This is a genomic window from Variovorax sp. 10L426, assembly GCF_056395305.1.
The window spans coordinates 329,854-353,318 of sequence record NZ_JBFTJF010000005.1; the positions used below are offsets into that span (position 1 = coordinate 329,854).

Below are 23,465 nucleotides of genomic sequence, written 5' to 3' on the forward strand. Positions count from 1 at the left end.
TGATTGGCAAGTCGCGAGACCCAAGCCTATCGAGCCTTCCCATTGAGTCATCTAGATATCATCGCAACCAATCACCAAAAATCGTCAACCGTGAGACAGCCTCTACGCTACCCGTGGGCGAATCTGGACGTGGATGAGGCGACTGCGCCGCCGGCGATTGCCGTGCGCATCGACGTTGCCAAAGACAAGACGGAGGTGGCCGCCCACCGGCACCGGAAGGGACAGCTCGTCTTCGCGCTGGCGGGCGGTGTCACGTGTCGCGTGCCCAGCGGACTCTGGATGGTTCCGCCGCATTGCGGCGTTTGGATTCCGAGTGGCATGGAGCACAGCAACGTGGCCACTGCCAATGCGCACCTTTATTTCGTGTATATCGAACCGCAAGCCGCCGAGCTGCCGGATCGATGCTGCACCTTTTCGATTTCGCCGTTGCTGCGCGAAGCGATCGTCGAGCTGTCCGATTGCGCGCATGACGACGACGCGCGGCGCGAACTCTTGACCAGGGTCCTGCTCGCCGAATTGCCGCGCATGGCTGTTCAACGATTGCATCTCCCGCTTTCCGCCGAGCGGCGTCTGAAGCGGATCGCCGCGGCGTTGGCAGACGATCCGTCAGACCGCAGCACGCTGGCAGAGTGGGCCGATCGCGTCGCGCTCAGCGAGAGCAGCCTCGCCCGTCTCGTGGTGAAGGAAACAGGGCTGACCTTCGGGCGTTGGCGCCAGCAGTTGCATCTGGTCGTCGCATTGCGGGAACTGGCGGCCGGCGCCACTGTGCAGCAAGTCTCGGCCGATCTAGGTTACGAATCGGTCAGCGCCTTCATCACCATGTTCAAGAAGGCCCTTGGGAAGCCGCCGGGAAAGTATCTCAGTGGTGTCGCGCAAGGCTCAGCCATCTCGTCCGGTTCGCCGAACCATTTCGAGGCAGCCTGACCGACTTCCCCGGGGTCAGGCGCGGTCTCCGTCAGGCGGCCGTGACGATTCCGCGCGACGGATTGGGAAACAGCAGCGGCCCGAGCATGCCGCGCTGAAAAGGCTTCCACTCGCCCTCGGGCTGCGCAAGCCGGTCGGCCAGCGCGTAAAGCACGGCGGGATGCGTGTCGAGGCCGAAGTGGCTGCCGAGCATCACTTCGATGTTCTCGGAGTTCGGCCCGGTGGTCTCCATGCTGCAGCGCCAGGCGACGATACCGTCGGTGCGGCTGAAGATCGACGTGGTCGGCACCCGCGGCGTGCGCGTCACGTGCTTCATGCGCGGTGAGTCTTCGGCGCTCTGGCCGCTCAGGCCTTCGTAGACGCGCCACGCGTTGGTCGCGCGCGGGCTGCCCTTGAACGGGCTGCCGAGCGTCACGACGCTGCGGACGAGCTTGGGATGGCGATTGGCCAGGAAGCGCGCATAGGCGCCGCCCAGGCTCTTGCCGACGAGGCTCACCTTGCGGCCTTCCTTCGCGTGCAGTTCCGTCAGCTTCTTGACCATGCGGTCCTCGACGCCGGCGCGCGGACCGAAGTTGCGCCCCTGGCCCCAGCCGTGCACTTCGTAGCCGCGGCCCTTCAGGTAGCGGCGCAACAGGAGCGTCGACCCATCGCCGGAGGTCAGGCCGGGCAGCACCATCACCGGATGGCCGTCGCCGCGCGGCGCGATCTTCAGCAGCGGCCACAAGGCGATCGTGGCGCCGGCTTCCCACACGGCGCGGACCTCGGCGAGCATCAGCAGGCGAGAGGGCGCACGGACCGGTCGGCGTGTGACTGCAGGTGAGTTCATTTCAGATGCGGCGGTCATTGTAGAGAGCCGGTTCGTGCAGTTCTTCACGGCCGGCTCCTCAGTATGTGCGAGTTCCTCAGTATCAAGCAGGATGCGTCAACGGCACGGACGCAGGACCATTGATGCAAAGGAAGACCCATCGCCTTTTGGAGAACGCCATGCTGAAAAGTCCTTCGATGCCCGCCGAAACGGCATTCGAGATCCGTTTCCAGTCGCTGTTTCACGAGGGCCGCGCGTTGGCATTCCCCTGCGACGCGCGCGGCGCGGTCGATCTCGACGCCATGGGTGACAGGGCCCGCAGCAACTACCTCTTCGCGCGGGGCATGATTGGCCGTGAATACGCGATGCCTGTCGTCCAGGAGAGCGAAACGCAGTGAATTCAATGGGACTGTCGCGACTATTTCCTACGGGGGAAAGTCCGCATCAGGAAACCGATTTCCTGGTGTCCCCGGTGTTGCGCGCACGCAAATGTCCGCCTGAACGCGGGCTACCATGCCTTATGGATTCCGCGACCGATCTCGAGACCGAACTCGACAGCTATTTCACCTGGCTCACACACTTCGAAGCCGGCATACCCAGCGCACAGCACGTTGTCTCGTGCTGGTACAGGAGCCCGGTGCTCCAGGTGTACATGCGCTACTCATGGTTCAAGCCTTCCACCCCCGGCGAGCCCGCGCTGTGCCTCGGCAACGTCACCGTCGCCGATGAGGTTCGCAGCCGAGGCTACTTTGCGCGCCTGGTGCAGCGCTTTCTGGATGGAATCGACGGTCTGAATGCCCGGGTCCTCTATGTCGAGAACATCGCGAACCCCCGATTCGAGCGCTGGCTTCTTCGATCGGGGTTCCAGCGGTGTGCGCATGGCGCCAGTGAGTTTTCCGCCTACTACCTCGCTCGGTAGCGGATTCGGAGTCGGCTACAGCTTGAAAATGCGCTGCGCATTGCCCGAACGCACTGCCGCGGTCTGTTCCGCCGGGAGGCTCGCCGTGTTGGCGAATGCGCCCTTCGTGTCGTGCACCTGGTGCGGCCAGTCGGTGCCGAACATCACATGCTCGGCGCCGACCACCGAGATCAGGTACTGCAGCGCACCCAGGTTGTAGGTGATGCTGTCGTAGTAGATGTGGCGCAGGTAGTCGGTGGGCTTGCGCTTCATCTTGCGGCGGCTCGGGATCTCGACCTCGTCGCCTTTCTCGAAGCGGCCGACCAGGTAGGGCAGGGTCCCGCCGCCGTGCGAGGCGATGATCTTGAGGTTGGGGTATTGGTCGAAGAAGCCCTCGAAGATCATGCGCGTGATGGCCAGCGTGGTGTCGAACATGAAGCCGACCGACCAGCTCAGGTCGAACTTGGTCATGTCCATCATGTCGACACCCGGCGGGTCGGTCGGGTGCACCAGCACCGGCAGGCCGCGCTTGTCGATCTCGGCCCAGATCGGCGCGAAGAGCGGATCGGTCAGACTGCGGCCCGCAATGTTGGCCAGCACCATCACGCCGACCGCACCGTTGGCGCAGGTGCGCTCCAGCTCCTCGATGGCGCGCTGCGGATATTCCCAGGGCAGTGAGGTGAACCAGCGAATGCGGTCGGGGTAGGTGGTCTGCGCCTCGGCCATCGTGTCGTTCGACTCTCTGGCGGCGCGGCAGCTGATGTCTTCATTGCCCCAGTACACGTTGGGGCAGGTGAGCGAAACCACGGACACGTCGATGCCCGCCGCATCCATGTGCTTCACGCGCAAGTCATAGTCGAAGTGGCCGCGCTGCGGAATCACGACCGGCGTGTCGCCACGAAAGATTTCCTGCTGGCCATCTGGCCGCGTCTTGATGTTGTAGATCCCGCCCTCTTTCTTGAGCAGTTCGAGCCACCGGGTGGTGAACATGTGGGTGTGGACGTCGATGACGGTCATGATTTGCTTGTCTCCGTTGTGTGGGTTGAAGGTTGAAGGGCGCCGCAGCAGGCTCAATGCGTGAGCAGTTGCCCCAGGAAAGACCGCAGGCGCGCGCTTTGCGGCCGGTCGAAGAAGTCGTTGGGCGGCGCGGTCTCGATGACCTGGCCCTGGTCCATGAAGATCACGCGGTCGGCGACGCGGCGTGCGAAGCCCATTTCGTGCGTGACGATCATCATCGTCATGCCTTCGCCGGCCAGGCCCTCCATGGTTTGCAGCACTTCATTCACCATTTCGGGGTCCAGCGAGGCCGTGGGCTCGTCGAACAGCACCACCTGCGGCCGCGTGCACAAGGTGCGCGCAATCGCAACACGCTGCTGCTGGCCGCCGGAGAGTTGTGCCGGATGCTTGTGCGCATGGTCGCGCAGCCCCACGCGTTCCAGGTAGTGCATGGCGCGCTCTTGCGCCTCCTTGCGGCTCACGCCCATGCCCCACACCGGTCCGACAGTCAGGTTCTGGAGCGCGGTCATGTGCGGGAACAGGTTGAACTGCTGGAACACCATGCCCACGCGCCGGTTCACGGCAAGCCGTGCGGCGCGCGTGATTTCGTCGGCGCCGACGTCGACGCCACAAACGTGAAGATGCCCCTGCTGGAAGGGCTCCAGCAGGTTGACAGTCCGCACCAGCGTGGACTTGCCCGAGCCCGATGGCCCGCAGATCACGATGCGTTCGCCCGGCGTCACTTGCAGGTCGATGTCGCGCAGCGCGTGGTAGTCGCCGTACCACTTGTTGATGCCGGTCATTCGCACCACGGCGGTGGCATTCGCTTCTTGGGAGGGCGTGTGAGTCATCGAGGATTCAAATGGGGTCAGCGCGAGGCTTCGAGCCGGCGGCTGTAGCGCGAGAGCCCCCAGCAGACGGCAAGGTAGGCCAGCGCCAGGAAGACGTGGCCCGAGGTCAGGATGTTGGCATCGCCCACCCAGCCGGGCGACTTGGCGCCCGTTTCGACCGCGCCGAGCAGGTCGTTGACGCCGATCACCGAAAGGAGCGTCGTTTCCTTGATCACGGCGATCATGATGTTGACCAGCGCAGGCACCACGGCGGTCACGGCCTGCGGCAGCACGATCAGGCGCAAGGCCATGAAGTCGCTCAGGCCCACCGTCGTGGCGGCTTCGAACTGGCCCCTGCCGATGGACTGCAATCCACCGCGAAAGACTTCCGCCGCCATCGCCGCGTTGAACAGCGCGAAAGCGGCGAGCGCGCGCGAGAACAGGTCGACGTTCGAGCCTCTGGGCAGGAACATCGGCAGCAAGGTGGCCGCGATGAACAGCACGACCAGCAAGGGCACCGAGCGCATGGATTCGACGAACGCGGCGCAGACCCAGCGCACAACCGGCAGGCGCGAGCGGCGGCCGAGCGCGAGCGCAAGGCCCAACGGCAGCGCGGTCGCAAATGTCGCCAGCGTCACGACCAGCGTGAGCAGCAGGCCGCCCCAACGCGTCGGCGACACGAAGGGCAGGATGCCGCCGCCCAGCAACAGCAGGAAGAACAGAACAGGCATCCACACGAAGCCCATCAATACCCGCTGCAGGCTCGCGCCGTGTGCGCGGCGAACCACCCAGGTCCAGAACAGCGCAAAACCCACGAAGCAGGCCCAGGCGCGCCACAACTGGTCCGATGGATAGTCGCCGACCAGCCAGGGCTTCCACCGCGCCGTGACGAAGGCCCAGCAGGCGCCGCGGCTGTCCGGGCAGGCGTCGCTGGAGGTGCCGGTCCAGTGCGCATGCACGACGGCCCATTCGAGGAAGCGCCAGCCCGCCAGGACGAAGGCGACCAGCAGCAGCAAAGAGATCAAGCCCATGGCTGGACTCGGAAACCAGGCCCGGCGCCAGCGCGTGAGCGCAGGGATCGCGGTCGCCGGCACGGGCCGCGCAGCGACCGGCACCTCGCGCAGGAAGCGACTCATCTCAGCGGCCATGGCGCTTCATCAAACGGCGATTTGCGAGATTCACCACCAATGCAATGGTGAGATTGATGGCCGCATAGAACACCACGACCAGCGCCATGGCTTCGAGCGCCTGGCCGGTCTGGCTCAACACCGTGCCGCCGACGATCTGCATGACGTCCGGGTAGCCGATGGCTGCGGCAAGCGAGGAGGCCTTGGCGAGCGTCTGGTACTGCCCGGCGGCCGGCGGCAATGCAACGCGCAGGGCTTGCGGCAGGACGACCAGCAGGGCGGCGCGCACCCCGCTCAGTCCCACGGTGGCCGCGGCCTCCGACTGACCGCGTGGTACCGAAAGGATGCCCGCGCGAAAGATCTCGGCGAGAAAGGTGCTGTTGTAGATCGACAGCCCGAGCGTCAGCGCGATGAGTTCGGGCAACAGCGCAAAGCCGCCGCTGACGTTGAAGCCTTCGACGACGGGGATGTCCCATCCGAATCCACCCGTGGCCGTCATCATCAGGTGCGGCAGGAACAGCCCGCGGTTGTTCAGCAACGCGGGGCCGAGATGCAGGCTGTCGCCCACGTCCGGCAGGAGGGCGATCGCGGAGAAGTACCAGAAGAAAATCTGCAGCAGCATGGGGATGTTGCGAAACACCTCCACGTAGACAGTCGATGCGCCACGCACCAGCGGATGCGTGCTGAGTCGGCCGAAGGCGATGAAGAGTGCGATCAAGGTGCTGAACACGATCGCCAGCGCCACGACCAGCAGCGTGTTGAGCGCCGCGACGAGGGTGGCGTCGCCATAGGTCGATGCCGGGCCGAACGGAACCAGCGTCTGGGCGATCTCGAAGCCTGCCTCGGTCCGCAGGAAACCATAGCCGATGGAAATGCCCAGCGTGTGCGCATTGACGAGGAAGTTGGCGATGCCGCGCCATGCGAGCCAGCCGATCACGGCCACGAGCAGGGCCTGTCCGACATAGCCCGGCAGCCGTTCCATGAGAACGGCGCGGGACATCTTGCGCGCGCGTTCCTTCAACGGACCGGAATCGCCATCATCAGGCCGCCATTGGCCACCAGCGCATTGCGGCCGCGGTCCAGGCGCAGGGCGGTCTTCGGGCCGACGTTGCGGTCCCACACGTCGCCGTAGTTGCCCACCGCCTTGATGGCCTTGTAGGCCCAGTCGGGGTTCACGCCGAGCTTGATGCCGAAGTCGCCCGTGGCGCCCAGCAGGCGCTGCACGTCCGGGCTCTGCGAGTTGCGTTGCTCGTCGACATTGGCCTGCGTGATGCCGAGCTCTTCAGCCGCCACCAGGGCGTTCATCGTGAAGCGCACGAGGGCTTCCCAGCGCGGCTGTCCCTGCGCCACGATCGGGCCGATGGGCTCGTTCGAAACCGTCTCGGCCAGCACCTTGAACTCGTCGCGGTTCGGCAGCTTGGCCAGGCGGGCGGCCAGGCCCGAGCGGTCGTTGATGGCCGCATCGCAGCGCTTGCCGACGAAGGCATCCCACGCCTGTTCCTGCGAGGCGAAGGTCACGATCTTGTACTTGAGCTTGTGAGCACGAAAGTAGTCGGCCACGATGAGTTCCGACGTGCTGCCCTGCGCGGTGCAGATGGTGGCGTTGTTCAGGTCGGCGATCTTGCTGGCCTTCGACTTGGTGGTCACGGCGAAGCCCTGGCCGTCGAAGAACATCACCTTCGGGAACTTGAGACCGCTCACGTCGCGGCTTTGCGTCCAGGTGAAGCGGTGCGTGAGCACGTCGACCGCGCCGGTGGGCAGGCCGGCAAAGGCGGTCTTGAGGTCCATCGGCACGAGCTGGATCTTCGTCTCGTCGCCGAGCGTCGCGGCGGCGATGGCCTTGCACAAGTCGACGTCGAAGCCTTCGCGCTTGCCGGCGTTGTCCTCGGCCGAGAAGCCGGGCGCAGCCAGCGTGACGCCGCACTTGACGACGCCGTGCGCCTTGACATCGTCGAGGACGTCGGCGTGTGCGGCGCCGGAGAATGCGGCAATGGCGGCGAGTGCGAGCAATGTCTGGCGTACGGTCGGCCGGGTCCTTGGGATGCGCATGTTGTCTCTGTCTTCGGGTTGTTGGATCGCGGTGCAGGGTATCACCGGAGGTCCGTGAATCCGACCCACAGAAACCCTGTCCGGCGTGGAACCGGCTTCGTTTCAGCGCAAGCTCACCTCATCTGGAACGCTGCCTCGGGGGCAAGGCCAGTGCCAAAATAGGCCTCATGAGTGAGCCCAAGAGACAATTCTCTCGACTGATGCGCAGCGCCACCTTGAGCGGCTACGTCGAGTTGGTGGAGTCGCTCGGGCGAGACCCCCATGTGTTCATGCGAGCCGTGGGGTTGCATGCGAAGTTGCTCGAAGACCCTGAGACGCTGATCTCGAGAGATGCCGCGCGCGAGTTGCTGGAAATCACCGCCCGTGCCACGCAGACCGAAGATCTGGCGCTGCGTCTTGCGGCAAGGCGCAAGCTGTCCGCCCTCGGGCCTATCAGCCTCGTACTGAGGGAAGAGCCCACACCGAGGGATGCCCTCGACACTCTTTGCCGCTACCTGAAGCTGGTGAACACCTCGCTGACGATCCGAGTTGAAGACACCGCCAGCATGGTCATCATCCGGGAAGACTTGCTGCCAAGCCCCGGGCTGGCGATGCGACAGTCGATGGAACTCGCTGTGGGCGGCACGTTTCGCATGCTGAGCGAATTGATCGGGCCGCATTGGCAACCGCTTGAAGTCTGCTTTACACATCGCCCACCCAAGGACGTCTCCGCACATCGGGCATTCTTCGGACGGAACGTCAAGTTCAATCAGGAATTCAACGGCTTGGTCTGCATGGCGATCGACTTGTCAAAGCCGCGCGAGTCCGGAGACCAGGTGTCGGCGGGATTCGCGCGCAAATACCTGGAAGCGGCCCTGAAGGATCGGAGCGAAAGCGCGCAAGAAGCCTGCCGCCAGATCATCCTGGCACTGCTGCCTGGTGGCACGTGCAGTGCACAGGAGGTTGCACGCCTCCTGCGCGTCGATCGTCGCACGCTGTACCGTCAACTCGATGCGGAGGGTCTCGCCTTCAGCCGCGTGCTCGACCAAGTGCGATCGGATCTGGTCAAGCGCCATTTGCGCGAGAGCGACCTGCCGCTTGGCGAGGTGGCCGAGCTGCTGGGCTTCTCCAGGCTCAGCAGCTTCAGTCATTGGTTCCGCAGTCTTTTCGGCTGCAGCGCCTCGCAATGGAGCAAACAAGCCGCTGATGCGGCCGCTCTCGGCGAATACGGGACTGAATCGTCCAGTCGTCTGTAGGTGCCTCAGGCAATTTTTCGCGCTTGTTCTGCGATCAGGTCCAGCAACTCAAGTGCTCTGTTCGCAGCGTCCGCACCTCCGTCCATGTCTCCGCGGACGAACTGCGGGCGAAGTTCCTCGATTTCTTCAAGTCGTGCGATCAAATCAGGCGCCGCAAGCTTGTACTTGCGAAGTACGCTGACTGTGCACATGGATGCATGCACCATGTCTTCCGACGGCTCACTGACGCCGCTTTCATGCAGCACATGGTTGACCCAGTGCGTACCTGCAAGCATGGCAGCTTCAATCCGAATTTCCCAATCCGAATCAGTGAGCTTGACAAGCGATCGTTCAATTCGTTCTGCCTTGTCGCGGTGATTTCCTGGGGTCATGGATGTGTGCCCTGAGGGACCAATGCCTCGTAGACGGATAGTGCTTGCGACAGCGCGAGATTGCAGTCATCGACAATCGCTGGGGTTGGGGTGCGATCTCCGCGCAAGCAAGGATCACGGTGTTCTTCCAGTGCATGCAATGCTGCCTCCAGGCGCTGGATGGGCTCTGGCATGTCGCCAGGAATGGGCGGCCAGCCGACATGGCTCACATCCCCCGGACCGCGCAGTTCCCTGCAGCAGCTTCCGTCACTCTGGGGTACGACGTGCACACCGGGGATCGTGGAAAAAGCGCGATCTTCGCTGGTAAATCCTGTTGCATGCAGCGAGGCGTTCCACATGTTGGTTCCCGCGGTAAGGCTCGTCCAGTACCAGAGTTCAAAGTCTGCAAGAGGGTCGAGTCGATCGCGGAGCTGCAGAAGGCGACTGATCTTGTCAACGTGAGAGGCGATCTTCATGGTCTCTCAATCCGGCCTGATATTTCCGTCCACGACGACCTTCCGCCAGGTCACCAGGTCGCTCTCTATCATTTGCGCGAATGCCTGACGACTCACGGGGGTTGCAGGCGGGATATTCATCTGGCGAAGGGATTCTCCGAATTCTGGCTGCACCAATTCATGATTGATGGCCGCATGCAGGCGCTCAAGCAACCCCGATGGCGTATTTTTGGGTGCAAAAACACCTTGCCAACCCGTGGCGGTAAATGGATAGCCTTGCTCGGAAAGCGTTTTGACATCGGGCAGTTTGGGGCTGCGCATCGTGCCTGACAATGCGATGCCGCGCAGCTTCCCTTGCGCAATAAAGCCCAGCGGAGAAACCACGTCCACCCAGCCGATGGGAATCACGCCGGAGACAATGTCAGTCAGCAACCCGGGTGATGTCTTATAGGGGACGTGATTGATGGTCAGGCCTGTTCGTTGCTTGATCCACTCCATCGTCAGGTGGCCGTTCGAACCGACGCCCCAACTTCCATACGATTGGTATTTTTTGGGATCGCTTCGCAGCAGATCAACCAGTTCGGGGAGCGTGTTCGCGGGCACCGAAGAGTGCACTGCAAGCAGCACACCACCTACGGAAGATAGCGCCAAGGGCTCCAGGTCTCGCAAGGTTTTAATCGGAAGGTCTGGATTCAGGGCCTCAGCCATCACCATGGATGAGGCTGTGCTGTGCAAAAGCGTATAGCCATCCGGTGCGGCGGTTTTGACCGCGGAGGTACCGATCAATCCATTCGCGCCAGAGCGATTTTCTATGACAAATGGCTGGCCCAGCGTTTCCCCAAGCTTGGTGTAGAGTTTTCGCGCCATGGCGTCCAACACGCCGCCTGCTCCCCCTGGCACGATGACTTTAATGGGGCGTGATGGCCAGCTGTTGCTACCTTGAGCGCCGGCCAAATTGCTCATCAGAGATGCTGCCGCGCCAAGTACCAGCTCCCTGCGAGTCAATGATGTAGTCATCTATTGTTTCCTTGAAGGTTCGCGTGCCTGAGGCTTCAGGTCGGCTTGCGCAGGAATCCCTGGTTGCCGCCATTGCGATTGGGCGCGAAGCCATTGGCCTGAAGCGTCTCTTCCGTCGTTTCGTAGAAGACCCCGATCTTCATGATCTCTCGTGCCTGCTGCGCTGTCGCGATGGGGCGGCCAAATTCGCCAGAGATACGCACCAATTGCTTGATCTGCTCGACCGAACTCATCTTGCCCGTGCGAGTCTGGTTCCAGAGCACGTCCTCGATGCCGCACCGCACATGCAGGCCCAAGGCGATCCCGATCATGTTCACGGGCAGCACATTGAGCACCGAACTCTCCACCGTCACCACCGCGCCGTCGGGCGCAGCACGCAGGAAGTTGGCCAGGTTGTAGATGTTCGCTTGATCCATGCCGCCGCTGATGGCGACCCAGTTCATCACCAGTGGGCCCTTGTAGACGCCGCGGCGAATCATCCGCTCGATCGTTTCAAAGCTGTTGATGTTGTAGCACTGGAACTCGCTCTGAATTCCGGCAGCGGTCAGGCGTCGAATGTGCTCTTCGGCCCAGCTGGGATTCGAGGGCACGACCATGTCCTTGTAGGTTGCATAGAGGTGAGGGAATCCCCGCGAAACTCCCTTGAAATCATCAATGCCCGCATGCTCCGTCACATTCATCTGCGTCGTGTTGACGGTCACCGTCACCTGGTCGGGCTTCGGAGTAAGTTCAGCCAACATATGCCGCGTGTCATCGCTCAGCCACTTGGCGGCGGCGCCATCATCCTCGGGCGCGAAACTGATGGAGCCGCCCACCTGGATGATCATTTCCGGCACCCGGGCGCGCACCCCGGCGATCAGCTCATTGAACATGGACAGGCGCTTGCTGCCCTTGCCATCGGCTTCACGCACATGCAGATGCAGCACGGTGGCACCGGCTTCGTAGCAATCCACGGCCTTCTGGATCTGCTCCTCCATCGTGACCGGGATGTCTTCCGGGAAGTCCGAGGGAATCCAGCCCGGCGCATAGGGCGCGGCGGTAATGATCAGCGGCTGCTGGTTCTCGGGATACAGGTGGCCGTCAAGGAAGTTCATGGCGATGGGTCTCCGGGTTGAAGGGTGAATGTCGAGAATGGGTTGCGTGTGCCGGTCCGTTCGGGAGCTGGGCCCATGCAAGCAGTATCTGGCGCGTCGGCGACAAGCCCTTGCTTATTTGGGACACAAGTTTGTCAATTTGGGCGGGAAGAATCGCGAGCCAAGACACAGGCGTTGCCCCGCGCCAGTCGGGCTCGGAGACCCGAGCTCAAAGCTGCCGCGCCGGAAAGGCAATGCCAGGCTCGCCGGCACGCCACTGCGGATACTTGTCCATCACCTGCGCGAAGACTGGCGCGCTCAATCGCGCCGAAAGCCATTCGCGCAATCGTGGCCACGGCTGCGCATCGAACCACGTTGCATCGACTTGCGCAAACTGCCGCACGAAGGGTGCGATCGCGATATCCGCGAGGGCAGGGTGCTCGCCGTGCAGGCAGCGTGATGCTTGCAATCGCGCATCGAGCCGCATCAGGAATGCAGCGCCGCGCGTGCGGTGCGCGGAGGCGTCGCCGTCCGGCTGCCGTTCCGGATACTTGTAGCCATCGAGGTGCCGCTTGAATTCGCCATCGCATTCGACAATGAGCGACAGCGTCTCGTCGAGCCGCTTTCGATCCGTCGGCAACCAGTGCGCCGGGTCGTTGCGCCGCAAGGCCCAGAGCATGATGTCCAGGCTCTGGTCGATCACACGGCCGTCCACGTCGACCAGCACCGGCACGGTGCCCTTGGGCGAAGCGGCGAGCAGTTCCGCCGGCTTTTCGCGCAGGACGACTTCACGCAGCTCGCACTGCTGGCCGCTGGCCGCAATCGCCATGCGTGCCCGCATGGCATACGGGCAGCGCCGGAATGAATACAGGACGGGCAGTGCGTCCGAAGATTTCAGATCAGCCGACGAATCGTCTTCTTGCGCCATACGAAGCGGTAGTAGCACGCCTGCATCGTGAGCATGGCCGTGAAGGCCACCGGATACGCGATCCAGATTCCGTTGAGACCCATCCGATGGCTCATCCACCACGCGACCGGCACTTCGATCAGCGCGATGCAAAAGATCGAGATGCTGGTGGGCACCAGCACCGAGCCGCTGGCGCGCATGATCCCCGAGAGGGCGGAGCCCATGCCGAAGATCACCGTGCTCCACAGCATGATGTGCAGCAGCGTTTGCGCCACGTCGATCACCGGCTCGCTGGTGATGAAGAAGCCCATCAGCGGGCGCGAGAACAGATAGCCGAGCACAACGAGCGACCCCGTGAGCACGAGGTTCATCTGCAGCGCGGTGCGCGTGATCGCGCCGAGGCGATTCACCTGACCGGCGCCGATCGCCTGCGCGCCGAGGATGGACGCCGTGATCGCGATCGAGATCGCCGGAAACTGCACATACGCCACGACCTGGTTCACTGCGCCGTATGCTGCCGTCGCGTGCGAGCCGTAGGCATTGACGAAGGAGAGCAGGGCGATTTCGGCCAGCGACACGACGATCATCTGCACCCCGGTGGGCACGCCGACCTTGAGCACAGCCTTGAGCAGTGCGGGCCGCACCCGCAGATGGCGCACGAAGTCGGCATCGGGCGCGAGCGGGCTCTTCTTGTGCCTCAGGTGAAAGGCCAGCCAGATCGTCGCGACCACGAACGCGATCACCGTGGCGCACGCGCCGCTTGCCACGCCCAGCTTGGGCAGGCCGAACCAGCCGCGAATCAGCGCCGGCGTGATCACCAGTCCGAGAAGCGTGGAGATCATCAGCGTGTAGAGCGGCGTCACCGTGTCGCCCACGCCGCGCAGCATCGCCGTCGACAGCAGGAACACGAAGAGGCCGGGCATCGCGATCAGGATGATTCGCGCATAGCTCGTGGCGTCGGCCAGGATGTCCGGCGGTGTGCCCAGCAGATTCAGCATCGGCTCGGTGAAAGCACCGCCGAAAAGCGCCACGCACAGCCCGAACAGCACGCCGACGGTGAGCGTGGTACCGGCGACGGCCCGCGCCTTGTCGGGCTCGCGCGCACCCCAGGCCTGCCCGATCAGCACCGACGCACCGGCACCGAGGCCGATGGTGAAGGCGATGAAGAAGAACATCACCGGGAAGAAGCTCGACACCGCCGCGAGCGCGCCGACACCGATCATTTGTCCGAGATAGACGTTGTTGAGCGTGCCCGACAGCGACTGCAGGATGTTGCTCAGCAGCATCGGCGCGAGGAACAGAAGGAAGGTCTTCCACAGCGGCCGCGACGCCATGGCCGCCGCGCGCGGATTGGCGTGCGAGGCAATCGGCGGCGGCACCGGGTCGGCGACCGATGCGGGCGGTGCGGCGATTTCGCCCGCGTGCTGGATGTCGTCTGCGTCGATGGCGGTGGTTCCGGCTGTCTGGATCGGCGGCTTCATGCGGCGCTCCAGGCCGCGGCGGCGAGTTTGTGCAGGTGCGACCGCAGATCGTCGGGCCAGGGGCCGATGAGTTCGTCGAAGCGCTCGCGCTCGCCGGCAAAGAGCGCGCGGGTGGCTTCCTCGAAGCCAGGCAGGTCGCCCGCGATGGCCGTCATGAAGCGATAGGTGGTTTCGCGTGCGGCGCGCTTCGCATCGCGGTCGGCATGCACGTGGCGCGCCTCGTCGACCAGACGCCGCAGGGCCACCGAGGCGCCGCCGGGTTGCCGCGCGAGCCAATCCCAATGGCGCGGCAGCAATGTGACTTCGCGGGCGACGACGCCGAGCTTCGGGCGCCCGACGCTGCGTGCAGACTGTTCTTCGGATGACGAAGCTTGCGGCTCGGGGGCGGGTTCGTCGCGCAGATCGAGATCGAGGCGCTCGCCCGTGGCGTCGTCGAATACGAAGGGCAGCGCCGTGTCCGTTCGGCCGCATTGCTTGCGCAATTGCGCGATGACCTGCGAGCGCGGACCCGAGGCGATGCGCCGGAAGCCCGCGAAGGCCGTGAGATGGGATTCGGAAGGGGATTCTGAGGCGGATGGGGTCATGGGGCGCGAATAATACCCGGGCAAAAAGCAATCCGCAATCTACCCGGATGAAATTTCTTCAGGATCACGGTGTCCGTCGCATGCTGCGCCACCAGCGGCACGTGCTGCTCTTCAAGCGACGACCTGCACGCCAAGGCGCGCTTTGCCGCACGAGGGAAAGCAGGTTGTCTTTCCACGCTTTCCAGCGCGGATACCACTGTGCGAACCAGGGGATGCGCATCAGCGCCGGCTCGACGAGTTGGAACAGGCGCGCGAGGATCGCCGTCCCGGCCACCTTGGCCGTGAGCAGCAGGATCACGGCGCTCTTGGCGTGTCCCTCGGCCAGCAGGAACAGGCCCGCCAGCTTGACCGGCAACAACAGCAGCATCGGCGAGAAGAAGACCAGCACGGCGCCCCATGGCGGCAAGCCTCGCACGACGCTTTCCACGCGCGCCCAGATGGGCAGACGGGCCAACAGCGCCCCAACCTTGGCAAGCGGTTCCCAGCCCCATTCCTCGAACAGCAGCACCGGCACCAGCAATGCCGTCAAGATCGCCCGCAGGATATTTTTCAGGAAGCGCATTGCGGGCCATTGTGGCCGGCCCGACATGGCGATCCGGCGGTCGATCGTCGCGAGTCGCTACACGAAGTAATTACACGAAGAAATGCGGGCCGGACCACACTTTGCCTATGGCAAACTTCGCCGCTTTATCCGCAAGGCGCCCGATGGCGGCGCCGGACCCAGGGACGTCCTTCAGACATGCAAAAAATCATTCGCCAGCTCGCCGCCGAGATCAAGGTCGGTGAGCACCAGGTGAAGGCTGCCGTCGACCTGCTCGACGGTGGCGCCACCGTGCCCTTCATCGCGCGCTATCGCAAGGAGGCCACGGACGGTCTCGACGACATCCAGCTGCGTGAACTGGAGGTGCGCCTCTCTTACCTGCGCGAACTCGAAGATCGCCGCGCGGCGGTGCTGAAGAGCATCGAGGAGCAGGGCAAGCTCACGCCCGAACTGCGCGCTGCGATCGACGCCGCGCCGACCAAGCAGGAACTGGAAGACCTCTACCTTCCCTTCAAGCCCAAGCGCCGCACCAAGGGCCAGATGGCGCGCGAAGCGGGCATCGAGCCGCTGGCCGACAAGCTCTTTGCCGACCCGACCTTGAACCCGGCCGATGAGGCCGCGGCATTCGTCAAGCCGGCCGCCGACGGCCTGGATTTCTCCACCGTGCAACTGGTGCTCGACGGCGTCCGCGACATCCTCTCCGAGCGCTGGGCCGAAGATGCCGCACTCGTGCAGCGGCTGCGTGAGTGGCTGTGGGCCGAGGGCCTCTTCAAGTCCAGCCTGATGGCGGGCAAGGACGAGAACAACGCCGACGTCGCGAAATTCCGCGACTACTTCGACTACGACGAACCCATCGGCCGCGTGCCTTCGCATCGCGCATTGGCGGTGTTCCGTGGTCGCGCGCAGGAATTCCTCGATGCCAAGCTCGTGCTGCCGGTCGAGCCCGAACCGGGCAAGCCTTCGATCGCCGAAGGCAAGATCGCGCTGCACCTGGGCTGGAGCCATGCAGGCCGCGCGGCCGACGACCTGATCCGCAAGTGCGTCGCCTGGACGTGGCGCGTCAAGCTGGCGCTGTCGACCGAGCGCGACCTGTTCACGCGTCTGCGCGAAGAGGCGGAGAAAGTCGCCATCAAGGTCTTCGCCGACAACCTGCGCGACCTGCTGCTGGCCGCGCCGGCCGGCCAGCGCGTGGTGATGGGCCTCGATCCGGGCATCCGCACCGGCGTCAAGGTCGCCGTGGTCGATTCGACGGGCAAGTTGGTCGAGACCGCCACCGTGTTCCCCCACGAGCCCCGCAAGGACTGGGAAGGCTCGCTCCACACGCTGGGTAAGCTGTGCGCCAAGCACAGTGTGAATCTGATCGCCATCGGCAACGGCACCGCCAGCCGCGAGACCGACAAGCTGGCCGCCGATCTCATCAAGCTGCTGGCCAAGATGAGCGCCCAGGCGGGCGTCGAGCCGCAAAAGATCGAGAAGGTGGTCGTGAGCGAGGCCGGCGCTTCCGTCTATTCCGCGAGCGAATTCGCGTCGCAGGAAATGCCGGATGTCGACGTGAGCCTGCGCGGCGCCGCCAGCATCGCTCGGCGCTTGCAGGACCCGCTGGCTGAATTGGTGAAGATCGACCCGAAGTCGATCGGCGTCGGCCAGTACCAGCACGACGTGAACCAGAGCGAACTCGCACGCACGCTGCATGCGGTCGTCGAGGATTGCGTGAACTCCGTCGGCGTCGACCTGAACACCGCCAGCGTGCCGCTGCTGTCGCGCGTGTCCGGCCTGTCGGCAAGCGTCGCCAAGGCCGTGGTGCGTTGGCGCGAGGCCAACGGCGCGTTCGCAAGCAGGCAGCAGTTGCTCGACGTGAGCGGCTTCGGCGCCAAGACCTTCGAACAAAGCGCCGGCTTCCTGCGCATTCGCGGCGGCGCGAATCCGCTCGACATGACCGGCGTGCACCCGGAAACCTATCCGGTCGTCGAGAAAATGATCGAGAAGACAGGCAAGCCGGTGGTCGAGTTGATGGGCCGCGCGGAGATGCTGAAGACGCTCAAGCCAGAGCTTTTCGCGAACGAGAAATTCGGTGTCATCACCGTCAAGGACATCCTCGGCGAACTGGAGAAGCCCGGCCGCGATCCGCGCCCGGATTTCAAGGTGGCGCGCTTCAACGACGGCGTCGAGGACATCAAGGACCTGGTCGAAGGCATGGTGCTCGAAGGCACGGTGAGCAACGTGGCGCAGTTCGGTGCCTTCGTGGATCTTGGGGTGCACCAGGATGGGCTGGTCCACGTCAGCCAGCTTTCGCACAAGTTCGTCAACGATGCACGCGAGGTCGTGAAGACCGGCGACATCGTCAAGGTCAAGGTGATGGAAGTCGACGTGGCGCGCAAGCGCATCGGCCTGTCGATGAAGCTCGATGCGGCACCGTCGCGTCGCGACAGCCCACGCGAGAACCGGTTCGAAGGCGCAGGGCGCGGACAGCAGGGTCCGCGCCGCGACAACTCGCCGCAGCCGACTGGGCAAATGGCGTCGGCCTTCGCCAAGCTGCAAGGCCTTCGCAAGTAGGCGTCATGGCGGTGGGCGCACGATTCTTGCCAGCGGTGGAGGCATGAAGGCGCTTCGCATCTACGCAGGGCCGGTTGCTCGGGAACACATCGCTGCACAAGGACTGCGACCGCAGGACGTGCGCACCGTTCCTGGCGCGGCGGGCGGGCCCAAGGGCCTGATCCTCGGTCCGATCGATTGCTTCCTGTTTGGCGAATGGCTGCCGCAGTCCACGCAGGCCATCGATCTGGTCGGTGCGTCGATCGGCGCATGGCGGCTTGCCAATGCCTGCCTCACCGATGCGAAGACGGCCTTCGAGCAGTTCGAGCACGGCTACATCCATCAGCATTTCGAGGTGCCCGTGGGCAAGAAGCGCCTGAGTGCCAGGCAGATCAGCGCCTTGTTCGGCGAAGGGCTGCGCGACTTCTATGGCGGTCGCACGCAGGAAGTGCTTGGCCATTCGCGCTACAGCCTGCACGTGATCACCGCGCGGGGGCGCCACATTCTGGGCCGCGAGGGCCGCGCTCGCACGCCCGTCGGCTACCTCGGCGCCTTCATCACCAACAGCGTGCGCCGCAAGAGCCTGGGCGCCTGGCTCGAACGCGTGGTGTTCTCGACGCCGGGTGCGAAGCTGCCTTTCGGCACGCAGGATTTCCGCACGCGACAGGTCGACCTGATCGAAGCCAACTTCGAGTTGGCCTTGCAGGCTTCGTGCTCGATCCCGTTCATGCTCGAGGCGGTGCACGACATTCCCGGCGCACCGCCCGGCGCGTACTGGGACGGCGGCATCACCGACTACCACCTGCACCTGGACTACGCCAACGCGGACGGCATCGTGCTGTATCCGCATTTCCAGAAGGCCGTGGTGCCGGGCTGGCTGGACAAGGGATTCAAGTGGCGCCACAAGGCCACAGGCTTTCTCGACCGCATGGTGGTTTTGGCGCCAAACCCGGAATGGGTCAAGTCGCTGCCGAACGGCAAGCTGCCGGACCGTAACGACTTCTTGCGCTACGGCAACGATGTGCCGGCGCGCGTCAAGGCATGGAGCACGGCGGCGAAGGAATCGCAGCGGCTGGCGGACGAGTTTGCTGAATGGCTCCACAAGGGCAGGGCGGACGAGGTCCTCTCGCTCTGATGGCGCGACCTCGCGCTCCGGCTAAAGTCGAGGGCACACCGGAGACATACCCCCATGACCGTCACCCGAATCGTCGGATTGATCCTGATCGTTGCGGGCATCGCCGCGCTCGGCATGGGCGACTTCAGTTTCACCAAGGAAACCCATCAGCTCAAGATCGGTCCCGTCGAACTCTCGGTGAAGCAGAAGCAGGAAGTCGATTTCCCGATCTGGGCCGGCGTGGCCGCGATCGTGGTGGGTGGGGCGTTGCTCGTATTCGGCGGCAAGAAGGGCTGAGACGTCCGCTTCCTCGGCTCGACGGGCCCTCAGCCGAAATCCTGTTCACGAAGCTCGATCGGCTGGCCGTGCGGCGTGCGGTCGGCGGCGTGGTCCCAGGCATCACGGTAACGCGCCAGTTCTTCGGACGAACTTGCCCCCTTGCTGGCGACCAGCGTCTCCAGCGCGGCGAGCCAGTGGCGGTAGTAGGTGTCGCCCCTGTCGGCGTCGCCGGCCGCCTGCGCGGCGCTGATCTGGAGGGCGAGTGCGTCCGCCCATTCGGGCCAGGTGAACAGCCCGCGCTGGTGGAGCGACACGGTCATCGCGAAGGCGTGCGCCTCCCATGGTTCGCGGAAGACGGGCTCGACGCCGTCGTTCGTCGGCATATTGGGCAACAAGGGCGTTGCGGCGATCATGTGGCGGGCTCCAGGTAGCTTTCCCACGCATCGACCGACACGCTGAGCCCGGGCCCGGCGCCCGCGCCCCACAGCGTGTCTCCATCGAAGACCACCGTGTAGAGCCATTGCGGCTGTTCGCCCAGGCCCTGCGCGTGCGCGTCGGCGAAGACGTGCATGCCGTGCAGATGTTCGATGGTGCCGACCTTGCCCTGCACATACCCGGGAAGGCGGGTGTGATGCTCGACGTGGCCGGCGCGCGTGCGCACGCGTTGACCGATGGCGAAGCGTGCCGGTGCGGTGGCTGGCCGCTCGACGGACGTGCCTCGCGCCAGCGCCGCCGGAACGTCGGCTGCCTGCAGCACGCGCTTCACCGGCTGCGGCGGGTGCAGCATGCGGCCGGCGGCCAGTTCGTCTGGCAGCACCTGCGAGCGTTCGGCCATGAGCTTTTCGAGTGCGGCCAGCCAGATCTGGTAATAGCTCAGTCGCGAATAGTTCGGTAGGGTTTCCCGCGCGCTGCGGCTGGCGTCGATGTTCCAGGAGCCGGTGCCGCCCATGGCCAGCGTCAGTGCCAGCACGCGCGCTTCCCATGCCGAATGAAAGGGCTCGCCTTCGTGTTCGGGCACGATCGCGTCAGGCATGTCGCGGCCTCCGAGGTCTGCATGGGAGGTGTAGGTCATTGCGTGGCCTCCGGTGTGCGCGGCAGGCCGGTGCCGATCATGGCGTCGCGCGTCACCAGTTCTGCCAATGCCTCTTCGCTCCAGCCTTCGGTGCCGGCAGGCCGTTGCGGAATCACGAGATAACGCACCTCGGCCGTCGAATCCAGCACGCGTATCGCGGTCGATTCGGGCAGATCGACACCGAACTCGGCCAGCACGCCGCGCGGGTCCCTGACGGCGCGCGAGCGGTAGGGCGCGCTCTTGTACCAGGTCGGTGGCAGGCCGAGCACGGGCCACGGATAGCAGCTGCACAGCGTGCAGACCACCATGTGATGACGGTCATCGGTGTTGGCCACGGCGACCATGTGCTCGCCCTGGCGACCGGTGTAGCCGAGCGAGGCGATCGCGGCGGTGGCGTCTTTCAGCAGCCAGTCGTGAAACGCCGGGTCGACCCAGGCCTTTGCGACGACTCTGGCACCGTTGCGCGGGCCGATCCGGGTCTTGTAGGTGTCGATGAGCACGTCCAGCGCGGCCGGGTCGATGTAGCCCTTTTGCGTGAGCACGGTTTCGAGTGCGCGCACCCGAAGGTCCATCTCGCCCAGCTCGCTGTGGTCGTCGTCGTGATCGTGGTGGTGATCGTGTGCCATGGCCGCATGCTAGCGCCGCACGGCGATTTCGGGCGATCTCAGGACGCTGCTGCGATCGCCGCGCCGACCGAGGCAATCGTGGCGTTGCGCGCCTCCATCGAGGCGGTGCTCTCGGTCAGGTAGACCGTGACCAGGATCGGCGCGCGCCCCGGCGGCCGCAGGATCGCGATGTCGTTGGCCGTGCCGCGGTCACCCGATCCGGTCTTGTCGCCGACCTTCCAGTCGGCCGGTACGCCGGCGCGCAGACGTTGTCCGCCGGTCTGGTTGGCATCGAGCCAGCCCAGCAGGTCGGCGCGCGACGACGCCAGCAACGTATCACCCAAAAGAATTTTTCGCATGTTCGCCAGCATCGCGCCTGGCGTGGTGGTGTCGCGCGGGTCGCCCGGAAGGGCTTCGTTGAGCGCAGTCTCCGTGCGGTCAAGGCGTGTCTGCGCGTCGCCGATCGAGCGGGCGAAGCGCGTCAGGCCGGCCGGCCCACCGATGCTGGCGAGCATCAGGTTGCCGGCCGTGTTGTCGCTCTGCGTGATCGCTGCCTTGCAGATTTCCGCCAGTGTCATGCCCGCGCCGCCGACGCGCTTTTCCGTCACGGGTGAATAGTTCACGAGATCGCTTGCGCGAAAGACGATGCGGCGATCCAGTCGTTCTTTCTTCTGGTCGACACGAGCGAGGATCGCCGCGGCGGCCAGGAGCTTGAAGGTGCTGCACATCGGAAAGCGCTCGCTGTCGCGATGCCCCGCGCGCAGGCCGCTGCCGGTGTCGAGCACGGCGATGCCGAGCCGGGCGCCCGCGGCTTTCTCGATCTCCGCGAAACGCTGCGAGAGTTTGGGTTCGTTGCCAGTGCGGGCGAGGGCCGAGGTGCAAGCCAGGGAGCCGAGAGAGGCCAGCAGGCCGGCCGAAAACAGTCGTCGATGAATCATGCGTTCTCCTGAAAGCGGATGACTTTCGGCGCTTTCGGGCGGTTTCACAAACGATGGTATTTTCTGGCTCGCAAAAGAAAAGCTTTGGTCAGCGATGGCACGCACTCATCTTCCCCTCAACGCCTTGCGCGCCTTCGAATGCGCTGCGCGCCATTCCAGTTTCACGCTTGCGTCGGCGGAACTCAACGTGACCCAGGCCGCGGTGAGCCAGCAGGTGCGCGGACTGGAATCGCGGCTCGGCGTCGCACTGTTCAGGCGCCTGCCGCGCGGCCTCGCGCTCACGGACGAGGGCCATGCGCTGCTGCCGGTGCTGGCCGATGCCTTCGGGCGCATGGAGGCGGTGGTCCAGCAGTTCGACAACGGTCATTTCTTCGAGGTGCTGAGCATCGGCGTGGTCGGCACCTTTGCGGTCGGCTGGCTGATGCCGCGGCTGCGGATGTTCCGGGAAAACTGTCCCTTCATCGACCTGCGCTTGATGACGCACAACAACGTGGTCGACCTGGCCGCCGAAGGGCTGGATTTCGCGATCCGCTTCGGCGACGGCAACTGGCAGGGCCTGCAGGCCGATCACCTGATGGCGACGCCGCTGACGGTGCTTTGCGCGCCCGCGACGGCAGCGCGCGTGCGTCGCGCGCAGGACCTGTTGCACGAGACACTGCTGCGCTCCTATCGGGCCGAGGACTGGCCGGGATGGTTCACCGCCGCCGGGCTCGATGCCCCCGCGATTCGCGGCCCGGTGTTTGATTCGTCGCGACTGATGGTCGAAGCCGCCATCCAGGGCGCAGGCGTCGCGCTCGCGCCGGCCTCGATGTTCGAGCGCGAGCTTCAGGAAGGCCGGCTGCTCCGCCCGCTGGCCACAGAGGTCATGACGGGCAGTTACTGGCTGACGCGGCTGCGGTCGAAACCCATGAGCCCGGCGATGAAGTTGTTCCGCGATTGGCTGCTGGAACAGACCGGCAACGTCGACTGAAAGTCCGTCGCTGTCGACGCGCGAATAGCGCGCTGGGCGCTCCCCGGAAGCAGTCGTCCAACGCTCCGCTGCAACCGATTGTTAGCCGCGCGCGCGCCGGTAGTGCATGGCGACCGCGCCGTTGCTGAGCGGCTTCGCCGAGATCAACTCAAGCCGTCGCGTGCTGGGCAGCCCGCTCTGGTACAGGGTCGGGCCGTGGCCGGCGATCCTGGGGTGAACGAGGAACTTGTACTCGTCGATCAGATCCAGGCGGTCCAGCTCGGTCGCGAGCTTGCCGCTGCCGAGGAGCACTCCGGCCGGGGTCGCGTCCTTGAGCTTTTGCACGCCCGAGCGCAAGTCGCCGGCGATGTGGTGGCTGTTGGTCCACGGGAAGTCCGTTCGTGTCGACGACACGACGTACTTCGGCTTGATCTCCAGTTTGACCGCCCATTCGCGCACCGTCGGCGGCGCCTCCACATCRCCGCGGGCGACCGCCGGCCAGTAACTCTCCATCATCTCGTAGGTGGCGCGGCCCCACAGCATCGCCCCACCCTCGTCCATGAGGCGGGTGAAGAAGGCGTGCGTCTCGTAGTCGGCGATTCCCTCCTGGTGGTCAACGCAGCCGTCCAGGGTGACGTTGAGGCTGAAGGTTAGAAGTCCCATGCGAGTCTCCTCCGAGTTGGGCGGTCCGCTGGACCGTCGCC

General features: G+C 64.7%; 27 protein-coding genes. 8 read left to right on the forward strand and 19 right to left on the reverse strand.

Translation table 11 applies throughout. The annotated features are described in order from the left end of the window. Positions 1 to 3 precede the first annotated feature (3 nt). Positions 4 to 924: an AraC family transcriptional regulator gene (locus AC1DHL_RS10025; protein ID WP_478161897.1), complete on the forward strand. Its 921-nt coding sequence runs from the start codon at positions 4 to 6 to the stop codon at positions 922 to 924. A 31-nt stretch (positions 925 to 955) separates the two neighbouring features. Here AC1DHL_RS10025 and AC1DHL_RS10030 read toward each other — a convergent pair whose 3' ends face one another. Next, positions 956 to 1,750, reverse strand: a complete 795-nt coding sequence (locus tag AC1DHL_RS10030) for an esterase/lipase family protein (protein WP_478102755.1) — start codon at positions 1,748 to 1,750, stop codon at positions 956 to 958. 158 nt (positions 1,751 to 1,908) lie between these two features. Here AC1DHL_RS10030 and AC1DHL_RS10035 point away from each other — a divergent pair, with 158 nt between their 5' ends. Beyond that, entirely contained in the window at positions 1,909 to 2,127 is a 219-nt protein-coding gene (locus AC1DHL_RS10035) for a hypothetical protein (RefSeq protein ID WP_478102757.1), read from the forward strand. 122 nt (positions 2,128 to 2,249) lie between these two features. Continuing rightward, positions 2,250 to 2,648: a hypothetical protein gene (locus AC1DHL_RS10040; protein ID WP_478161898.1), complete on the forward strand. Its 399-nt coding sequence runs from the start codon at positions 2,250 to 2,252 to the stop codon at positions 2,646 to 2,648. Positions 2,649 to 2,663: 15 nt separating this feature from the next. Here the strand turns inward: AC1DHL_RS10040 and AC1DHL_RS10045 are convergent, their stop codons facing one another. The 5 genes from AC1DHL_RS10045 to AC1DHL_RS10065 are packed head-to-tail and all read right to left on the reverse strand — an operon-like array spanning position 2,664 to position 7,629. Next, positions 2,664 to 3,644: an amidohydrolase family protein gene (locus tag AC1DHL_RS10045; RefSeq protein WP_478161899.1), complete on the reverse strand. Its 981-nt coding sequence runs from the start codon at positions 3,642 to 3,644 to the stop codon at positions 2,664 to 2,666. 53 nt (positions 3,645 to 3,697) lie between these two features. Then, on the reverse strand, positions 3,698 to 4,474 hold the full coding sequence (locus AC1DHL_RS10050) for an amino acid ABC transporter ATP-binding protein (protein ID WP_478161900.1): 777 nt from the start codon (positions 4,472 to 4,474) through the stop codon (positions 3,698 to 3,700). 17 nt (positions 4,475 to 4,491) lie between these two features. Beyond that, on the reverse strand, positions 4,492 to 5,601 hold the full coding sequence (locus tag AC1DHL_RS10055) for an amino acid ABC transporter permease (RefSeq protein ID WP_478161901.1): 1,110 nt from the start codon (positions 5,599 to 5,601) through the stop codon (positions 4,492 to 4,494). Continuing rightward, positions 5,591 to 6,580, reverse strand: coding sequence for an ABC transporter permease subunit (locus AC1DHL_RS10060; RefSeq protein WP_478161902.1), 990 nt, complete (start codon positions 6,578 to 6,580; stop codon positions 5,591 to 5,593). The genes AC1DHL_RS10055 and AC1DHL_RS10060 overlap by 11 nt, the downstream gene beginning before the upstream one ends. Positions 6,581 to 6,597: 17 nt before the next feature. Beyond that, the gene (locus AC1DHL_RS10065) at positions 6,598 to 7,629 is read right to left on the reverse strand and encodes an amino acid ABC transporter substrate-binding protein (protein ID WP_478161903.1); all 1,032 of its coding nucleotides are present in this window, start codon (positions 7,627 to 7,629) and stop codon (positions 6,598 to 6,600) included. Positions 7,630 to 7,796: 167 nt separating this feature from the next. Between AC1DHL_RS10065 and AC1DHL_RS10070 the strand changes: the two genes are divergently transcribed. Then, positions 7,797 to 8,864: an AraC family transcriptional regulator gene (locus AC1DHL_RS10070; RefSeq protein WP_478161904.1), complete on the forward strand. Its 1,068-nt coding sequence runs from the start codon at positions 7,797 to 7,799 to the stop codon at positions 8,862 to 8,864. A 5-nt stretch (positions 8,865 to 8,869) separates the two neighbouring features. Here the strand turns inward: AC1DHL_RS10070 and AC1DHL_RS10075 are convergent, their stop codons facing one another. From AC1DHL_RS10075 to AC1DHL_RS10110, 8 genes are all read right to left on the reverse strand, one after another. Next, the gene (locus AC1DHL_RS10075; RefSeq protein ID WP_478161905.1) at positions 8,870 to 9,235 is read right to left on the reverse strand and encodes a hypothetical protein; all 366 of its coding nucleotides are present in this window, start codon (positions 9,233 to 9,235) and stop codon (positions 8,870 to 8,872) included. Beyond that, complete coding sequence (locus AC1DHL_RS10080) at positions 9,232 to 9,690, reverse strand: hypothetical protein (protein WP_478161906.1); 459 nt, start codon at positions 9,688 to 9,690, stop codon at positions 9,232 to 9,234. Before AC1DHL_RS10080 ends, AC1DHL_RS10075 begins: the two co-directional genes overlap by 4 nt. A gap of 6 nt (positions 9,691 to 9,696) precedes the next feature. Continuing rightward, positions 9,697 to 10,686, reverse strand: coding sequence for a Bug family tripartite tricarboxylate transporter substrate binding protein (locus tag AC1DHL_RS10085; RefSeq protein ID WP_478161907.1), 990 nt, complete (start codon positions 10,684 to 10,686; stop codon positions 9,697 to 9,699). A gap of 35 nt (positions 10,687 to 10,721) precedes the next feature. After that, positions 10,722 to 11,780 (reverse strand): beta-keto acid cleavage family enzyme, encoded by a 1,059-nt coding sequence (locus tag AC1DHL_RS10090; protein ID WP_478161908.1) that lies wholly within the window; start codon positions 11,778 to 11,780, stop codon positions 10,722 to 10,724. 208 nt (positions 11,781 to 11,988) lie between these two features. Next, positions 11,989 to 12,687 (reverse strand): glutathione S-transferase, encoded by a 699-nt coding sequence (locus tag AC1DHL_RS10095; RefSeq protein ID WP_478161909.1) that lies wholly within the window; start codon positions 12,685 to 12,687, stop codon positions 11,989 to 11,991. Beyond that, positions 12,654 to 14,000 carry an MATE family efflux transporter gene (locus tag AC1DHL_RS10100; protein WP_478161938.1) on the reverse strand — a complete coding sequence of 449 codons (1,347 nt, stop codon included), beginning with the start codon at positions 13,998 to 14,000 and terminating at the stop codon, positions 12,654 to 12,656. Before AC1DHL_RS10100 ends, AC1DHL_RS10095 begins: the two co-directional genes overlap by 34 nt. A 143-nt stretch (positions 14,001 to 14,143) precedes the next feature. Then, positions 14,144 to 14,731 carry a DUF2239 family protein gene (locus AC1DHL_RS10105; protein ID WP_478161910.1) on the reverse strand — a complete coding sequence of 196 codons (588 nt, stop codon included), beginning with the start codon at positions 14,729 to 14,731 and terminating at the stop codon, positions 14,144 to 14,146. A 64-nt stretch (positions 14,732 to 14,795) separates the two neighbouring features. After that, on the reverse strand, positions 14,796 to 15,293 hold the full coding sequence (locus AC1DHL_RS10110) for a hypothetical protein (RefSeq protein ID WP_478161911.1): 498 nt from the start codon (positions 15,291 to 15,293) through the stop codon (positions 14,796 to 14,798). A 177-nt stretch (positions 15,294 to 15,470) separates the two neighbouring features. Here AC1DHL_RS10110 and AC1DHL_RS10115 point away from each other — a divergent pair, with 177 nt between their 5' ends. Genes AC1DHL_RS10115 through AC1DHL_RS10125 form a run of 3 tightly spaced genes read left to right on the forward strand, consistent with a single transcriptional unit; the run spans position 15,471 to position 19,215 of the window. Then, on the forward strand, positions 15,471 to 17,825 hold the full coding sequence (locus AC1DHL_RS10115; protein WP_478161912.1) for a Tex family protein: 2,355 nt from the start codon (positions 15,471 to 15,473) through the stop codon (positions 17,823 to 17,825). 43 nt (positions 17,826 to 17,868) lie between these two features. Further along, positions 17,869 to 18,939, forward strand: coding sequence for a patatin-like phospholipase domain-containing protein (locus AC1DHL_RS10120; RefSeq protein WP_478161913.1), 1,071 nt, complete (start codon positions 17,869 to 17,871; stop codon positions 18,937 to 18,939). Between the two features lie 54 nt (positions 18,940 to 18,993). Further along, positions 18,994 to 19,215 (forward strand): hypothetical protein, encoded by a 222-nt coding sequence (locus tag AC1DHL_RS10125; protein WP_478161914.1) that lies wholly within the window; start codon positions 18,994 to 18,996, stop codon positions 19,213 to 19,215. A 29-nt stretch (positions 19,216 to 19,244) separates the two neighbouring features. Here AC1DHL_RS10125 and AC1DHL_RS10130 read toward each other — a convergent pair whose 3' ends face one another. Genes AC1DHL_RS10130 through bla form a run of 4 tightly spaced genes read right to left on the reverse strand, consistent with a single transcriptional unit; the run spans position 19,245 to position 21,812 of the window. After that, positions 19,245 to 19,610, reverse strand: a complete 366-nt coding sequence (locus AC1DHL_RS10130) for a nitrile hydratase accessory protein (protein WP_478161915.1) — start codon at positions 19,608 to 19,610, stop codon at positions 19,245 to 19,247. Then, on the reverse strand, positions 19,607 to 20,269 hold the full coding sequence (nthB, locus tag AC1DHL_RS10135) for a nitrile hydratase subunit beta (RefSeq protein WP_478161916.1): 663 nt from the start codon (positions 20,267 to 20,269) through the stop codon (positions 19,607 to 19,609). The genes AC1DHL_RS10130 and nthB overlap by 4 nt, the downstream gene beginning before the upstream one ends. Next, positions 20,266 to 20,895, reverse strand: a complete 630-nt coding sequence (gene nthA / locus AC1DHL_RS10140) for a nitrile hydratase subunit alpha (RefSeq protein ID WP_478161917.1) — start codon at positions 20,893 to 20,895, stop codon at positions 20,266 to 20,268. Before nthA ends, nthB begins: the two co-directional genes overlap by 4 nt. A gap of 38 nt (positions 20,896 to 20,933) precedes the next feature. Then, positions 20,934 to 21,812 carry a class A beta-lactamase gene (gene bla, locus AC1DHL_RS10145; RefSeq protein ID WP_478161918.1) on the reverse strand — a complete coding sequence of 293 codons (879 nt, stop codon included), beginning with the start codon at positions 21,810 to 21,812 and terminating at the stop codon, positions 20,934 to 20,936. Positions 21,813 to 21,906: 94 nt separating this feature from the next. Between bla and AC1DHL_RS10150 the strand changes: the two genes are divergently transcribed. Beyond that, positions 21,907 to 22,782, forward strand: a complete 876-nt coding sequence (locus AC1DHL_RS10150) for a LysR substrate-binding domain-containing protein (RefSeq protein WP_478161919.1) — start codon at positions 21,907 to 21,909, stop codon at positions 22,780 to 22,782. 81 nt (positions 22,783 to 22,863) lie between these two features. Here the strand turns inward: AC1DHL_RS10150 and AC1DHL_RS10155 are convergent, their stop codons facing one another. Then, the gene (locus tag AC1DHL_RS10155; protein ID WP_478102796.1) at positions 22,864 to 23,424 is read right to left on the reverse strand and encodes a dihydrofolate reductase family protein; all 561 of its coding nucleotides are present in this window, start codon (positions 23,422 to 23,424) and stop codon (positions 22,864 to 22,866) included. Between the last annotated feature and the right edge of the window lie 41 nt (positions 23,425 to 23,465).

Excerpts from the sequence above, each read along its gene's own strand:
- nthB (WP_478161916.1), bottom strand. The coding sequence starts at position 20,269 with ATGACCTACACCTCCCATGCAGACCTCGGAGGCCGCGACATGCCTGAC.
- AC1DHL_RS10125 (WP_478161914.1), top strand. The coding sequence starts at position 18,994 with ATGACCGTCACCCGAATCGTCGGATTGATCCTGATCGTTGCGGGCATC.
- AC1DHL_RS10130 (WP_478161915.1), bottom strand. The coding sequence starts at position 19,610 with ATGATCGCCGCAACGCCCTTGTTGCCCAATATGCCGACGAACGACGGC.
- AC1DHL_RS10055 (WP_478161901.1), bottom strand. The coding sequence starts at position 5,601 with ATGGCCGCTGAGATGAGTCGCTTCCTGCGCGAGGTGCCGGTCGCTGCG.
- AC1DHL_RS10060 (WP_478161902.1), bottom strand. The coding sequence starts at position 6,580 with ATGTCCCGCGCCGTTCTCATGGAACGGCTGCCGGGCTATGTCGGACAG.
- AC1DHL_RS10120 (WP_478161913.1), top strand. The coding sequence starts at position 17,869 with ATGAAGGCGCTTCGCATCTACGCAGGGCCGGTTGCTCGGGAACACATC.
- AC1DHL_RS10095 (WP_478161909.1), bottom strand. The coding sequence starts at position 12,687 with ATGGCGCAAGAAGACGATTCGTCGGCTGATCTGAAATCTTCGGACGCA.
- bla (WP_478161918.1), bottom strand. The coding sequence starts at position 21,812 with ATGATTCATCGACGACTGTTTTCGGCCGGCCTGCTGGCCTCTCTCGGC.
- AC1DHL_RS10105 (WP_478161910.1), bottom strand. The coding sequence starts at position 14,731 with ATGACCCCATCCGCCTCAGAATCCCCTTCCGAATCCCATCTCACGGCC.
- AC1DHL_RS10110 (WP_478161911.1), bottom strand. The coding sequence starts at position 15,293 with ATGCGCTTCCTGAAAAATATCCTGCGGGCGATCTTGACGGCATTGCTG.
- AC1DHL_RS10150 (WP_478161919.1), top strand. The coding sequence starts at position 21,907 with ATGGCACGCACTCATCTTCCCCTCAACGCCTTGCGCGCCTTCGAATGC.
- AC1DHL_RS10040 (WP_478161898.1), top strand. The coding sequence starts at position 2,250 with ATGGATTCCGCGACCGATCTCGAGACCGAACTCGACAGCTATTTCACC.
- AC1DHL_RS10035 (WP_478102757.1), top strand. The coding sequence starts at position 1,909 with ATGCTGAAAAGTCCTTCGATGCCCGCCGAAACGGCATTCGAGATCCGT.
- AC1DHL_RS10115 (WP_478161912.1), top strand. The coding sequence starts at position 15,471 with ATGCAAAAAATCATTCGCCAGCTCGCCGCCGAGATCAAGGTCGGTGAG.
- nthA (WP_478161917.1), bottom strand. The coding sequence starts at position 20,895 with ATGGCACACGATCACCACCACGATCACGACGACGACCACAGCGAGCTG.
- AC1DHL_RS10090 (WP_478161908.1), bottom strand. The coding sequence starts at position 11,780 with ATGAACTTCCTTGACGGCCACCTGTATCCCGAGAACCAGCAGCCGCTG.
- AC1DHL_RS10050 (WP_478161900.1), bottom strand. The coding sequence starts at position 4,474 with ATGACTCACACGCCCTCCCAAGAAGCGAATGCCACCGCCGTGGTGCGA.
- AC1DHL_RS10100 (WP_478161938.1), bottom strand. The coding sequence starts at position 14,000 with ATGGCGTCGCGGCCGCTGTGGAAGACCTTCCTTCTGTTCCTCGCGCCG.
- AC1DHL_RS10065 (WP_478161903.1), bottom strand. The coding sequence starts at position 7,629 with ATGCGCATCCCAAGGACCCGGCCGACCGTACGCCAGACATTGCTCGCA.
- AC1DHL_RS10085 (WP_478161907.1), bottom strand. The coding sequence starts at position 10,686 with ATGACTACATCATTGACTCGCAGGGAGCTGGTACTTGGCGCGGCAGCA.
- AC1DHL_RS10045 (WP_478161899.1), bottom strand. The coding sequence starts at position 3,644 with ATGACCGTCATCGACGTCCACACCCACATGTTCACCACCCGGTGGCTC.
- AC1DHL_RS10080 (WP_478161906.1), bottom strand. The coding sequence starts at position 9,690 with ATGAAGATCGCCTCTCACGTTGACAAGATCAGTCGCCTTCTGCAGCTC.
- AC1DHL_RS10070 (WP_478161904.1), top strand. The coding sequence starts at position 7,797 with ATGAGTGAGCCCAAGAGACAATTCTCTCGACTGATGCGCAGCGCCACC.
- AC1DHL_RS10075 (WP_478161905.1), bottom strand. The coding sequence starts at position 9,235 with ATGACCCCAGGAAATCACCGCGACAAGGCAGAACGAATTGAACGATCG.
- AC1DHL_RS10030 (WP_478102755.1), bottom strand. The coding sequence starts at position 1,750 with ATGAACTCACCTGCAGTCACACGCCGACCGGTCCGTGCGCCCTCTCGC.